The following is a 13,028-nucleotide window of genomic DNA, read 5'->3' as shown; positions in this document are numbered from 1 at the left end:
GGAAGCAGGTAAGGCACCGCGGCCGCTATGTGGAAAAGCCGGGCCGGACGCTGCCCGCGCCAGGACAGCCCCGTGATCAGGGCACAATTGGAGCATGTACCTGCTGCTCGCCGCCCACCCCCACGGCGCGGCCCTTCAGGAACTGACCCAGGCGGGCGAGCCCCAGCCGGCCAACCCCGAACCGCACATTATCGCCCGCGAAGACCTCCCCGCCGTCGTGCATCGGCTTGAAACAGACCGGAAGGGCGGGCAGCCGCCGCGCTGGATCTGGCACCGCACGCAGGACTGGTACCCCGGCCTGCTGGCGTCCGGCGTGGAACTGGAGCGGTCCTACGACCTCACCCTCTGCGGAAACATCCTCGCCTTCTCCCAGTTCACCGCCCACACGGAGTACGCCCGCACCGCGGACAGGACCCCGGTGGAGGACCCGGTCCTCCCGTCCAAAACACTCCTGCCGCCCCGCCCGCCGGCGGACCAGGGTGCCCTGTTCGATGAGCCGGACACGGCGCCCCTACCCCGGCAAACGCCCGGTGAGCTCCGCAGCGAGTACGCTGCGCAGCAGGCCGCCCTTGCCGCGGTGGACCCGGAGGGGAACCGGCGCAACCAGCTTCAGCTGCTGCTCGCCGCAGAGTCCGCCGCCGCGATGATCGCCGCCGAAATGCAGCACGCCGGCGTTCCCTGGCGCGAAGACCTGCATGAAAAGATCCTTGCCGACCATCTCGGGCCCCGCCCGCCCTTGGGGCACCGCCCGGCCAGGCTGGAGGCCCTGGCCGCGGAACTGCGGAACCTGCTGAACGCGCCCGCCCTGAACCCGGACTCCCCGCAGGACCTGATCCGGACCTTGCACCGCAACGGCATCGAGGTGAAAAGCACCCGCAAGTGGGAGCTGCGGGAGTCGGGCCATCCGGCCATAGAGCCGCTGCTGGAGTACAAGAAGCTGTCCCGGCTCCACACGGCCAACGGCTGGGCCTGGCTCGATGCCTGGGTGGCGGGAGGCAGGTTCCGGCCGGAGTACGTGGTGGGCGGCGTGGTGTCCGGGCGCTGGGCGTCCCGTGGCGGCGGTGCCCTGCAGATTCCGCGCCAGGTCCGCGGCGCCGTGCATGCCGATCCCGGCCACAAACTGATCGTGGCGGACGCGTCCCAGCTGGAGCCCCGCGTCCTGGTTGCGCTGGCGCAGGACTCTGTGATGGCCGAGGCCGCGCGCGACCAGGACCTGTACGCGGCCATCGCCGCCAAGGGCTTCGGCGGGGACCGGGCGAAGGCGAAGATTGCCCTGCTCGGCGCCATGTACGGGGCCACGTCGGGGGAAGCGGGGCGGCTTATGCCCCAGCTGGCACGGACATACCCGCGGGCCGTGGACTTTGTGGAGCGTGCGGCGCGGACCGGTGAGACCGGCGGAACGGTCACCACCAGGCTGGGCCGCAGCAGCCCGCCGCCGTCGGAGCGCTGGTTCCACAGCCAACGGTCCGCCACTGCCGAGGAGCAGCGGCGCGCGGAATCCTTTGCCAGGTCCCGCGGCCGCTTCACGCGGAACTTCGTGGTCCAGGGCTCAGCCGCTGACTGGGCGGCCTGCTGGCTCGCGGAATTACGACGGCGGCTGCGCGGCTTGCGCGCGGATGGTGCCGCGGGTGCCGAACTTGTTTTCTTCCTCCATGACGAAGTAATGGTCCATGCTCCGGCGGACCAGGTGGCTGCCTGCACCAGGGCCATCGAGGACGCTGCCAATGCGGCCAAGGAACTGCTGTTCGGCCCCGTTCCGGTGGAGTTTCCCGTCAGTATGGCCGTGGTGGACTCCTATGACCACGCCAAGTGACGGCAAATAAGTCAGCACACGTACCCACAAGTCGGGGAATGTAACCTACCCGGCAGTAGCTCGACTGGCAGCGTGACGGGCGTTACAGTTCATAGCGGCGACTGAGGCAGACCGGTCGGGACGGCTCATGCAACGACGCATACCAGGGGAGGTCCGACATATGGCGGGCAGGTTCGAAATTCACCGCGTAGGAGACGAGTCATACCGGCTGCGGCTCACAGATGCGGAAGGCAACATCGTTGCCGTTTCACCCAACTTCAAGTCGCTCAACACGCTGCTTGAAGGCATCAAGGCGATGCGGGAAAACGCGGCGACAGGCATCGTGGTGGACCTGAGGCAGCAGCAGGCCTGAAGCACCACGCACCGGGCTCCCCGGCTTTTGCCGGGGACCCGCCCCAAGACCGGGCAGCCGCGCTCAAAGGCGCGCGTGGCTTCCCTATTCTTTTGGAATCAGACGCCCAGCCTGTGAAGGCGGGTGCGGTCCCACGGGACGGACCAGCCCAGCTGGTCGAAGAGTCCGCTCAGGACAATTCCGGTAAAGCCCCACACCAGGACACCGTTCACGGTGAATCCGGGGCTTTCGAACGTGCGCCCTGCCCGGTGCACGGTAGCCATCACCCGGTTGTCGGGATCCAGCAGGTCCCGCACCGGCACCCGGAAGACCTGGGCTGATTCGGCGTAATCCACCACCCGGACCGGCGAGGGTGAGCGCCACCAGCCGAGCACCGGGGTCACCAGGAAGTTGCTGTGGGCCAGGCCGAGCTGCTGGAGCGTGCCCAGGACTTCGACGCCGCCCGCGTCGAGCCCGGTTTCCTCCTCGGCTTCGCGGAGGGCGGCCTCCACTGCTGACTCGTCGGCGTCGATGCTGCCGCCGGGAAAAGCGACCTGCCCCGGGTGCGAGCCCAGCGTGTGGGCGCGTTCAAGGAGCAGCACGTCGAGGTCGGCGGGGGCAAGGGGCTTGCCCGAGGCGGCGGGGACGTCATCCAGCGCGCCGAAAAGCATCAGCACGGCGGCTTTTCGTGCCAGCTCCTCGTCCACGGTAAGTGCCGCCCAACGCGGATCCGGTGTGGCGTCGACTCCCGATTCGGACCGGCGGACCAAGCCGATCAGGTCATCCCGGGCACTCACGGCGTCTTCTTCCGGGATGCCATCCTGATCTCCGCCGCCCGCTCCGTGTTGGCCAGCAGCTCTGCCAGCAGGTCCTCGCTGCCCGGCGCCAGTTCGTATTTCAGGAGCTTGGCCGCTTTGGCCGGGTCCGTTTCACCCAGGCCGTAGCTGGGACACCAGTTGGCCACCGGGCACGCCCCGCAGGCGGGTTTCCGGGAATGGCAGACCCGTCGGCCATGGAACACCACCCGGTGCGAGAGCATGGTCCAATCCTTCGGTTCGAACAGCTCGGCCACGTCGGACTCGATCTGCACGGGATCCTCCGACTGCGTCCAGCCGAACCTGCGGGCCAGCCGGCCGAAGTGGGTGTCCACCGTGATACCCGGGATGCCGAAGGCGTTTCCGAGCACCACGTTGGCGGTCTTGCGGCCCACGCCGGGCAGGGTGACCAGGTCCTCGATCCGGCCGGGCACAACGCCGTCGTACTCATCCACCAGCCTGGTGGCCAGCGCCAGGAGGTTGCGTGACTTCGCCCGGAAGAAACCGGTTGGCTTGATGATTTCCTCGAGCGTGGCCGGGTCCGCCTCCGCCATGGCCCGCGCGTCCGGGTAGCGGGCGAAGAGCAGCGGCGTGATTTGGTTAACCGTGACGTCGGTGGTCTGGGCCGAAAGGACGGTGGCCACCAGCAGTTCAAACGGGTTGGTGAAATCGAGCTCCGCGTGCGCGTAGGGGTACTTCTCCGCCAGTGCCCTGTTGATGCGCCGTGCCCGCCGCTTCAGCGCGAGCATCGACTCGGAGGAAACCACCGGCATCCCGGCGGTTTGGCCGGCGGGGGCCGTCTTTCCGCCGGCCTTTGCGGCGCGGGGCGCGGCCACGGGACCTAGCCGCGCTCGATGTTGCTGAGGTCCCGCAGGACGCCCAGCCGCCCGTCAGTGTGCTGGACCAGGAACTCATGGCCGCGGTCTTCGAGGGCAAGGACCCAGCCACCCGGTTCAATGATGAAGGCCGGCGCCCCCGTGCGCGGATCGTAGGCGGTGCGGTGCTGGGCAACAGCAAACCAGAACGCCTCGTGGATGGGCTGCTCGTCCACTTGCTCGTGCCGGCTCGACGGGTCAACTGTTGCCCCGATCGGTTCCTCGGGGCGGATCTGCTGGTGCACCGCAGTTGCTGCAGGCGGCTCCCACGTCCTCCGGGCTGCGGAGGCAGCCGCACCGGAGGCAACCGGCTGCGCACCGGCGTCGTGATGTCCGCCAGGCGCACCGTTTGTGACGGACGAACCGGATCCGGCCGGCACCTCCCCGAAATGCGTGTCCTCGCCGGATGCTGCAGCGGGACGCACGACGTCGGCCGCCTGGGTGGGCGGACCAGCGTCGATTTCAGGAGCGTGGTCGGCTACTTCGGGAGCGGTGGACACGGGAGTGCCTGCCGCGGAGGTCCCTGCGGATGCAGGACCGGTGGCGGGCACGGCCGCGGTGGCCGGGGAATGGTGCGCGGAAACGGACGGGACGGCGGCGGTGGCCGGCGCATGGTTGGTGGCGGACGCATGGTCGTTTGACCGCGGCGGGACGGCCGAGGATCCGGCACCCGCGCCGCCGAAGAGCTTGCCGCCGGCGGAACTGAGCAGCTTCCCCGCGCCCGGCTTGGACGCAGATTTCGGCTTGGGTTCTTTGGGGGCACGCGGCTTCTGGACCGGGACAGCTGCTTCACGGGCCACCACGTGGGCCGGCGTTTCGGCGCGGCCCTGGAAGTCACCTTTGAGGTACGGCAGGAAGCGGCCCAGCACCGTTGCCGCGAAAAGGACCAGGGAGCCGATCAGGCCCACCAGCAGGCTGGGCACGTAAGCGCCTGCCACGGACAGGAAGAAGAAGGCAACGGCGAAGCAGGCCACCACGGAGGCGAACTGGTCCACGGACAGGGAACCGATGCGGATCCTGGTGGTGGGCGCGAGCCTGCGCGCTGCGAAGAGGGCACTGGTGATCAGGGGAAGGATGATTCCCAATCCCAGGAAGAACAGGTTGTTCAGGTTCCACAGGTTGTACCGCCCGCCGAAGATGGGCAGTAGTGAGGCGATGAACAGGATGAGGGTGCCGGCGAAGACAGCCAGGTCCCGCACGGTGAACGGCCCGAGCACCGCCTGGTTGGCATCCTTGGAAAGGCCTGTGCGGCTGCCTTTTCCAGCGGCCGCCGCCTGCGGACCGTCCCCGGAGGCGGGCCCTTCGGCGCCTGCGCCTGCCGCGGTGTCGGGGCCTGTTTTCTGGCCGTAGCTCTGCTGGTTCATTCTGTTCTCCTTAGCGTGGCGGTACCGGGGCCTGGCCCCGGTACCGTCCCGTCGTAACACCGGATCCGCTGCTGCCCGGCACTGGTAGCGCCCGGCTCCAGCGGCCCGAGGTGAAGTCACAATTCCATTTCAGCCTAGTCAACAGCCGGGCTGATCACTAGCTGACAAGGGACCGCCGGGACCACCGAAAGGACGCGCGGCAGACCATTCACCGCTTAATAAGCGCCGCTCGCGGGCCGGCTTGTGACACGGCACACACACCTGCGCGGCCAAGCATTAGTCTTGATTCCGGAACAGCTCTTTGCGGTATGACCGTGACGGACCGGTGCCCGACGTCGTGCATGCGGCGGAGCCCGGCCGGCGACCATGCCGCCAGCGAAGATCGATGAATGATGAGGTTCACATGTCCCAGGACACTCCAAGCTCCACGGCCACCGTTCCTGCCGGCTCCGAACAGCACGGTGACGCGTTCGAAAACCTGCTCCATGAGACGCGGACGTTCCCGCCGTCGCCGGAGTTCGCGGCCAACGCGGTTGTCACCGCGGAGGAGTACCGGGAGGCCGACGCCGACCGGCCGGGTTTCTGGGCGAAGCAGGCCCGGGAACTGCTGACCTGGAGCAAGGATTTCGACGAGGCTCTGGACTGGTCCAACCCGCCGTTCGCGAAGTGGTTCGTGGGCGGGGAGGTCAACGCCGCGTACAACGCACTGGACCGGCATGTGGAAAACGGCCGCGGCGACCGGGTGGCAATCCATTTCGAAGGCGAACCGGGCGACACCCGCTCATACACCTACGCCGAGCTGACCGAAGAGGTCAAGAAGGCCGCGAACGCGTTCGAGTCCCTCGGTGTGGCCAAGGGTGACCGGGTTGCCGTCTACCTGCCGATGATCCCCGAGGCCGTCATCACGCTGCTGGCCTGCGCCCGGATCGGGGCCGTGCATTCGGTGGTGTTCGGCGGGTTCTCCGCCGACGCGCTGCGCTCCCGGATCGATGACGCCGAAGCCAAGCTGGCGGTCACCGCCGACGGAACTTACCGGCGGGGCAAGCCCAGCGCGCTGAAGCCGGCGGTGGACGAGGCGCTGTCCCGGCCCGGGCACACCGTGCAGAACGTGGTGGTGGTCAGGCGCAACGGCCAGGACGTGGACTGGACCGAGGGCCGGGACCACTGGTGGGCGGACACCGTGGACGCCGCCTCGAACCAGCACACCGCCGTCGGGCACGACTCCGAGCACCCGTTGTTCATCCTGTACACCTCCGGGACCACCGGCAAGCCCAAGGGCATCCTGCACACCACCGGCGGGTACCTCACCCAGACCGCCTACACCCACAAGGCCGTGTTCGACCTGCACCCGGACACCGACGTGTACTGGTGCACCGCCGACGTCGGCTGGGTCACCGGCCACTCCTACGTCACCTACGCCCCGCTCATCAACGGCGCCACCCAGGTCATGTACGAGGGCACCCCGGACTCCCCGCACCAGGGCCGGTGGTGGGAGATCGTGGAAAAGTACAAGGTCTCCATCCTCTACACCGCCCCCACCGCGATCCGCACCTTCATGAAGTGGGGCCGGGAAATCCCCGACAAGTACGACCTAACCTCCCTGCGTGTCCTTGGCTCCGTGGGCGAACCCATCAACCCCGAGGCCTGGATGTGGTACCGGGACGTCATCGGCGGCGGCAAGGCACCGATCGTGGACACCTGGTGGCAGACCGAAACCGGTGCGCAGATGATCGCCCCGCTGCCCGGCGTGACCGCCGCCAAACCCGGCTCCGCGCAGGTCCCGCTGCCCGGCATCGCCGTGGACGTCGTGGACGAAAACGGCGCCTCCGTGCCCAACGGCCACGGCGGCTTCCTGGTGATCCGCGAACCCTGGCCCGCGATGCTCCGCGGCATCTGGGGCGACCCCGAACGGTTCAAGGACACCTACTGGTCCCGGTTCGAGAACATGTACTTCGCCGGCGACGGGGCCAAAAAGGACGAAGACGGCGACGTCTGGCTCCTGGGCCGCGTGGACGACGTCATGAACGTCTCCGGGCACCGGCTCTCCACCACCGAGATCGAGTCCGCCCTGGTCTCCCACCCCGCCGTGGCCGAGGCCGCCGTCGTGGGCGCCGCCGACGAAACCACCGGCCAGGCCGTGGTCGCGTTCGTCATCCTCCGCGGCGACGCCATGGACACCGGCGAAGACACCATCACCGAACTCCGCAACCACGTCGGCAAGGAAATCGGCCCCATCGCCAAACCCAAGAACATCCTCGTGGTCCCCGAACTGCCCAAAACCCGCTCCGGCAAAATCATGCGCCGCCTCCTCAAGGACGTCGCCGAAGGCCGCGACCCCGGCGACGCCACCACCCTTTCGGATCCCACGATCATGCAGCAGATCGCGGCGAGCCTCCGGAAGTAGGACGACGGCGGCGGCGCTTCCCCGGCGGTGGGGAGGCGCCGCCGCCGTATGCTGGGAGCAGACCTGTCCCCTGCCCCGAAGGATGCGCCCTGATGCTTCCCGCTGCACGTCACCAGGCCATTGTGGACGCCGTCCAGCGCGAACGGGTGGTGCGGGTTTCGGACCTTGCCCAGCAGCTTGGCGTGTCCCTCATGACCGTGCGGCGCGATATCGAGCAGCTGGAGGAGGGCGGCAAGCTGGAGCGCATCCACGGCGGAGCCAAGCTCCCGGGCGATGCCAGCACGTACGAGCCCGGCTTTGAACAGAAATCCACGCAGCTGACCGCGGAGAAGCGGGCCATCGCCGTGGAGGCCGCGGCGCTGGTGCAGGAAGGCATGGCGGTGGGCCTGAGCGCCGGTACCACCACCTGGGCGCTGGCCAAGGAACTTGCCGGCGGTCCCCGGATCACGGTGGTGACCAACTCCGTGCGGATTGCCGACCAGTTCCACCACGCATCGTCGTCCGGTTCGGCGCGCTACGCGTCCACAGTGATCCTGATCGGCGGCGAGCGCACGCCCTCGGATGCCCTGGTGGGTCCCATCGCCACCGGCGCGCTGAAACAGCTGCACCTGGACATCCTTTTCCTCGGCGTCCACGGCATGGACGCCGACGCCGGATTCACCACGCCCAACCTTCTGGAAGCGGAGACAGACCGCGCCTTCGTGGCGGCAGCCCGCAAGACGGTTGTCCTGGCCGACCACACCAAGTGGGGCATGCTGGGTATCAGCTCCATCGCCGCCCTCGACGACGTGGATGAGGTCATCAGCGATGCTGGCCTTGGTGCCGACGCCCAACGCATACTCGGTGAAAAGACCAAGCTTCGGGTTGCACCCGCCTGGCGGGAACCGTGACAGGTGCGGAGCATGCACAGCACCCCCGTCACCTAGGGATAGATTGGCACCCATGACCGAACCTTCCTCCGCCACCGATATCAGCCGCGGCACCATCCTGGTAATCAACGGCCCCAACCTGAACCTGCTGGGCACCCGTGAGCCGGAAAAGTACGGCACCTCCACCCTTGCCGACGTGGAGGACCTGGCCGCGGCGGCCGCGAAAACCCACGGCTTTGTGGTGGAGTGCGTCCAGTCCAACCATGAAGGCGTTCTGCTGGACACCATCCACGCCGCCCGCGAAAACGCCGCCGGCATCGTCATCAATGCCGGCGCCTTCACGCACACGTCCGTGGCGCTACGCGACGCCCTCGCCGCCGTACAGCTTCCCGCCGTCGAGGTGCACATCACCAACGTTCACCAGCGCGAGGAATTCCGGCACCACTCCTACCTGTCCCCCGTGTGCTCGGCAGTGATTGTCGGAGCAGGCGTTACCGGGTACCGGCTGGCCATCGACTACCTGGCTGAGGTCCTCTAGGCGGACAGCTCCGGCGGACCGTCACTTCTGGATGCACTGGCCCGACGACACAGTTGCGGTCAGCGCGGGGGCCTGCGCGGCCACCGGGTTGAGGTCGTCCATGGTGATGGCGAAACCCATGTCCGTATCCGACGTTGCCTTGGCGAAGATCACGCCGGCCACCGCACCGTCGGTAGTAAGCAGCGGTCCACCGGAGTTGCCCGGCTGCACGTCGCCCGCCAGCCGGTAGATCTCCTCAGGCGTGGGGTTGCTGCCGTAGATATCCGGAACCAGCACCGTGGTGATGTCCTGCACCGTGGCCGGCTTGGACTGGAACGGGCCGCCGTGCGGGTACCCAGCGAACGCGGCCGGGCTGCCGCCAGGGAGATCGGCACTCAGCGGCAGCGGCTGCGCGGGCAGGTCCTCCACGGCCAGCACGGCGATGTCATGCTTGGTGTCGAAGTAGACCACCCGCCCCGGCATCGCGCCGCCGTCGGACATTTCCACCACGGGCTGCGACACTCCCGCCACGACATGCGCGTTGGTGACAACGCGGTCCTCGGAGACTACGAAGCCCGTGCCGGTCTGGTTTTGGCCGCATTCGTAGGCGGTCCCGGCGATCCGAAGGACGGATTCTGCCGCCCGGTTGAGGGCAGGCGTGTCAGTGCTCGCGTTGGGCACGGGGACGGCGGGGCCCTGTTCCAGCCCCTCGATGAGGGTGGGGATCCCGTTGCCGATCACCGCGGAGCGGAGCTCAGCCATGGTGGCCTTGACGGGCGTGGGGGTCAGACCGTCGATGAAGCGGATGACCTTGGACTCGGCCAGCTGCTGGGACACCAGCGGGACACCCAGCGAACTGATGCTGAACGCCAGCATGGACATGACCAGCGCCGACACCACGACATTCACGGCGCCGCCCACAGCCCGGTCCACCGCACGCAGCGGCCGGATCCGCACGGCACCCCGGATCTGCCGTCCCACCATGGTTCCCAGACCGTGTCCCAGGACCACAAGGACGACGGCGGCCGCCACAATGGCGGTGAGCCGCCAGCCGGAGTCCTCAACAAAGCCGCTGACCAGGGGAACGGCGAAGAATGCGGCTACCGCACCGGCGGCGAAACCGGCGATGCCGCCTGCCGTAACGAGGAAGCCGTTGCGCAGGCCGTAGACCAGGTAGGACAGCAGCGCCAGGATCAGGATCAGGTCCAGGACAGTCAAGCCGACCACGAAAGGCTCCTTATTAACAGTTGAAACCTCATTCTAATGGCGCTCCCTGACAATCTTCCGGGGTTGCCTGCAGAGTCAGTGAGCCCGTCATCACGGCGGATCGGGTGCCAAGTTCGTCACAGAACCTTGAAAATTCTGAAACAATGGCAAAAGCGCCACAGCCGATACTTTTACTCAGGAGATTTTATGGACATCGAGGTACTGCGCCGAGCACCACTTTTCGCCACGCTTGACGACGACGCATTCCGGCTGCTGACGGACGAGCTCACCGAGGTGGACCTCTCCCGCGGTGCCTCGGTCTTCCGTGAAGGCGACCAGGGTGACCAGCTCTACTTCATCGTCTCCGGCAAGGTAAAGCTCGGCCGCACCTCCCCCGACGGCCGCGAATCCCTCCTCGCGATCCTGGGCCCGGGCGAACTGTTCGGCGAAATGGCCCTGTTCGACCCCTCCCCGCGCACCGCCACGGCCACCGCCGTCTCCGAAACGCGGCTGGCAGGCCTGAAGAACGAGAGCCTGAACAACCTCCTGCGCACCCGCCCCGAGGTTTCGGCCCAGCTGCTGCAGGCCCTGGCCCGCCGCCTGCGCCGCACCAACGACTCCCTCTCCGACCTCGTCTTCTCGGATGTTCCGGGCCGCGTTGCCAAGGCCCTGCTGGACCTGGCCGACCGCTTTGGCCGCCCGGCCACCGACGGCGTCCTGGTAGCCCACGAACTCACGCAGGAAGAGCTGGCCCAGCTGGTGGGCGCCTCCCGCGAAACCGTCAACAAGGCCCTCGCCGAATTCGTCCAGCGTGGCTGGCTCCGGCTGGAAGCCCGCGCCGTCGTCATCCTGGATATGCAGCGCCTCCGCCAGCGCTCCCGCTAGGCAAAAGCCAAGCAAAAGGCCGCCCCACGGGGCGGCCTTTTCGCTGCGCCCTGACTGCGCACACTCCATCCCACCCGGAACTACGGGCGGTAAAATGGAAGCCAGAGGTGCATGGCAATGTCCGTGGCTATGTTTGTCCTGTTGATCCTGCTGGGCGTGGCCGCCGTGGCCGCCATCGCCGGGACGATAGTCCTCGTCATCCGCGACGGCCGGGGTGAAATTCCGCCAGAACTCTCCATCCGGCCTTGGACAGCCGGGACGCTGCCCAGCCGCCCCTATTCCACGCTGCCCAGGATCTAGCGTTCCGCGGCACTCAGCGTTCGCGCTGGGGATCGCCAGGCATGGTCTTCGCGGCTTCCACTTCGAGCAGCATCCTGCCGTCCTCCACCACCAGCGTGGGCTGGTACACGTGGGCCTTGCGCTTGTAGCTGAGGTAGGCGATGCAGCCGTTGGCCGCGGCCATCTTCTCGAGCATGATCTCGGACCCCGGCACCATCAGTTCGCCGAGGGTGCGGCCCACCGTGTTTTCCTGGCCCACCTCCTCCCCGAGGATGGTGCTGTTCCGCTCCTCGATGACTTTGGCGGCGTTCACCCACCGGCCCCAGACTCCCTTGCCTTCCAGCAGCGTGGGCTCCTGGCCAAGCGGCACCGTGGCGGCGAAGTAGCGGGTGTCGAACCTGCGGTGGGCGAAGTCGGGGCTGCGCCAGTTGACGAGGGATTTCAGCAGGTCGGTCCGGAGCGAGAGCCCGCGCTTCTCCAGGACCTGGGCGAGCGTCTTTTCCTGCTCGGCTACCGCAAGCCTGGCGCGCATCCACTCCGGCGTGGAGGTGGCTTCGACAGTGCCCGCATTGTCCGGGCCGGCCAGCAGCACGCCCGTCTCCTCGAAGAGTTCGCGGATGGCGCCCACCACGTGCCGTCGCGCAAGCCCGACGTCGTCCGTCCCCATCTGCTCGGCCCAATACTGCGGTGACGGGCCCAGCCAGCCGATCGGATCGTCGTCGGCGGCGTCCAGGGAACCGCCGGGGAACGCAAGGACCCCCAGCGGCGAGGAACCTGGCCGGTAGGCCAGCCAGGTTTCCAGGCCGGTGGGGGAATCCCGCAGCAGGACCACGGAGGAGGCAAAGCGCGCGGCGCGCGGGGTGCGTTCGCCGTGTTCGAGCCAGCTCTGCGCTGCCCCTTCAAGATCCTGGGGAAGTGCAAAAAGGCGTCGGGCGAGCTGTGGCAAGGGAAGCGACCGGTCCTAGCTGAATTCGGCGATCAGTTCGACTTCAACCGGCGAGTCGAGCGGCAGGACGGCAACGCCGACGGCGGAACGGGCGTGCTGGCCGGCGTCACCGAGGACGCGGCCCAGCAATTCCGACGCGCCATTGATGACAGCCGGCTGCCCGGTGAAGGACGGGTCCGAGGAGACGAAGCCCACGACTTTAACAATGCGGGTGATCCGGTCCAAGTCGCCGATCACGCTCTTGACCGCGGCCAGTGCATTCACGGCGCACACGGCGGCGTAGCGCTGGGCTTCCTCGGGGGACACTGTGGGCTCGTCCGCGGCACCCTCGGCGCCTGCCGACACCTTGCCGGTAGCTTCGAGTTTGCCGTTAATAAAGGGCAGCTGCCCGGAGGTGTAGACGTGGTTGCCGGAGATGATGGCCGGGACGTAGGCGGCCACGGGGGCAGCCACCTGGGGAAGGGTCAATCCGAGTTCTGCGAGGCGCTGCTCGACGGCGGAAACGGGCTGTGTAGCCGCGCCGGACCGGGCTTCTGCGGGGGTGCTCATGCTACTGCTTCTCCCTCTTCAGGTAGGCAACAAGGCCGTTGCCGTCGGGGCCGGGGACAACCTGGACGAGCTCCCAGCCGTCCTCTCCCCACTGGTCCAGGATCTGCTTTGTGGCGTGAATAATGAGCGGAATCGTCGCGTACTCCCATTTGGTCATGAGAGAAAGACTAGTCCT

The 13,028-nt window shown here is 67.7% G+C and carries 14 protein-coding genes; 7 read left to right on the top strand and 7 right to left on the bottom strand.

Features of this window, described 5'->3' with window-relative positions:
• The first annotated feature begins 94 nt into the window (after nucleotides 1-94).
• Nucleotides 95-1,813 (top strand): bifunctional 3'-5' exonuclease/DNA polymerase, encoded by a 1,719-nt coding sequence (locus tag AC5RT3_RS14190; RefSeq protein WP_494124480.1) that lies wholly within the window; start codon nucleotides 95-97, stop codon nucleotides 1,811-1,813.
• 160 nt (nucleotides 1,814-1,973) lie between these two features.
• Nucleotides 1,974-2,165 (top strand): YegP family protein, encoded by a 192-nt coding sequence (locus tag AC5RT3_RS14185; protein ID WP_494009947.1) that lies wholly within the window; start codon nucleotides 1,974-1,976, stop codon nucleotides 2,163-2,165.
• A gap of 98 nt (nucleotides 2,166-2,263) precedes the next feature.
• Here the strand turns inward: AC5RT3_RS14185 and AC5RT3_RS14180 are convergent, their stop codons facing one another.
• From AC5RT3_RS14180 to AC5RT3_RS14170, 3 genes are all read right to left on the bottom strand, one after another.
• Nucleotides 2,264-2,941, bottom strand: a complete 678-nt coding sequence (locus tag AC5RT3_RS14180) for an NUDIX hydrolase (RefSeq protein WP_494124479.1) — start codon at nucleotides 2,939-2,941, stop codon at nucleotides 2,264-2,266.
• Nucleotides 2,938-3,732, bottom strand: a complete 795-nt coding sequence (nth, locus tag AC5RT3_RS14175) for an endonuclease III (protein ID WP_494051841.1) — start codon at nucleotides 3,730-3,732, stop codon at nucleotides 2,938-2,940. Before nth ends, AC5RT3_RS14180 begins: the two co-directional genes overlap by 4 nt.
• Before the next feature lie 68 nt (nucleotides 3,733-3,800).
• Entirely contained in the window at nucleotides 3,801-5,198 is a 1,398-nt protein-coding gene (locus AC5RT3_RS14170; RefSeq protein ID WP_494051706.1) for an energy-coupling factor transporter transmembrane component T family protein, read from the bottom strand.
• Nucleotides 5,199-5,601: 403 nt separating this feature from the next.
• On the opposite strand from AC5RT3_RS14170, the gene acs reads away from it, so the two are divergent.
• From acs to aroQ, 3 genes are all read left to right on the top strand, one after another.
• On the top strand, nucleotides 5,602-7,602 hold the full coding sequence (acs, locus tag AC5RT3_RS14165; protein ID WP_494124535.1) for an acetate--CoA ligase: 2,001 nt from the start codon (nucleotides 5,602-5,604) through the stop codon (nucleotides 7,600-7,602).
• A 92-nt stretch (nucleotides 7,603-7,694) separates the two neighbouring features.
• Entirely contained in the window at nucleotides 7,695-8,492 is a 798-nt protein-coding gene (locus tag AC5RT3_RS14160; RefSeq protein WP_494051707.1) for a DeoR/GlpR family DNA-binding transcription regulator, read from the top strand.
• A 52-nt stretch (nucleotides 8,493-8,544) separates the two neighbouring features.
• Nucleotides 8,545-9,009 (top strand): type II 3-dehydroquinate dehydratase, encoded by a 465-nt coding sequence (gene aroQ, locus AC5RT3_RS14155; RefSeq protein WP_494051708.1) that lies wholly within the window; start codon nucleotides 8,545-8,547, stop codon nucleotides 9,007-9,009.
• Nucleotides 9,010-9,030: 21 nt separating this feature from the next.
• Here aroQ and AC5RT3_RS14150 read toward each other — a convergent pair whose 3' ends face one another.
• Nucleotides 9,031-10,215: a MarP family serine protease gene (locus AC5RT3_RS14150; RefSeq protein WP_494051709.1), complete on the bottom strand. Its 1,185-nt coding sequence runs from the start codon at nucleotides 10,213-10,215 to the stop codon at nucleotides 9,031-9,033.
• Nucleotides 10,216-10,401: 186 nt separating this feature from the next.
• On the opposite strand from AC5RT3_RS14150, the gene AC5RT3_RS14145 reads away from it, so the two are divergent.
• Complete coding sequence (locus tag AC5RT3_RS14145) at nucleotides 10,402-11,079, top strand: Crp/Fnr family transcriptional regulator (RefSeq protein ID WP_009359192.1); 678 nt, start codon at nucleotides 10,402-10,404, stop codon at nucleotides 11,077-11,079.
• A gap of 117 nt (nucleotides 11,080-11,196) precedes the next feature.
• Entirely contained in the window at nucleotides 11,197-11,379 is a 183-nt protein-coding gene (locus AC5RT3_RS14140) for a hypothetical protein (protein WP_494124478.1), read from the top strand.
• A gap of 13 nt (nucleotides 11,380-11,392) precedes the next feature.
• Here the strand turns inward: AC5RT3_RS14140 and AC5RT3_RS14135 are convergent, their stop codons facing one another.
• Genes AC5RT3_RS14135 through sp36 form a run of 3 tightly spaced genes read right to left on the bottom strand, consistent with a single transcriptional unit; the run spans nucleotide 11,393 to nucleotide 13,010 of the window.
• On the bottom strand, nucleotides 11,393-12,304 hold the full coding sequence (locus tag AC5RT3_RS14135; protein ID WP_494124477.1) for an NUDIX hydrolase: 912 nt from the start codon (nucleotides 12,302-12,304) through the stop codon (nucleotides 11,393-11,395).
• A gap of 15 nt (nucleotides 12,305-12,319) precedes the next feature.
• Complete coding sequence (locus tag AC5RT3_RS14130) at nucleotides 12,320-12,853, bottom strand: RidA family protein (RefSeq protein WP_494124476.1); 534 nt, start codon at nucleotides 12,851-12,853, stop codon at nucleotides 12,320-12,322.
• A gap of 1 nt (nucleotide 12,854) precedes the next feature.
• A complete protein-coding gene (gene sp36 / locus AC5RT3_RS14125) occupies nucleotides 12,855-13,010 on the bottom strand; it encodes a Sp36 family protein (RefSeq protein WP_009359196.1) in 156 nt (51 codons plus the stop codon).
• Between the last annotated feature and the right edge of the window lie 18 nt (nucleotides 13,011-13,028).

It is taken from the genome of Arthrobacter sp. Y3221159 (assembly GCF_059089885.1).
This window is presented reverse-complemented; position numbering and strand designations above follow the sequence as displayed.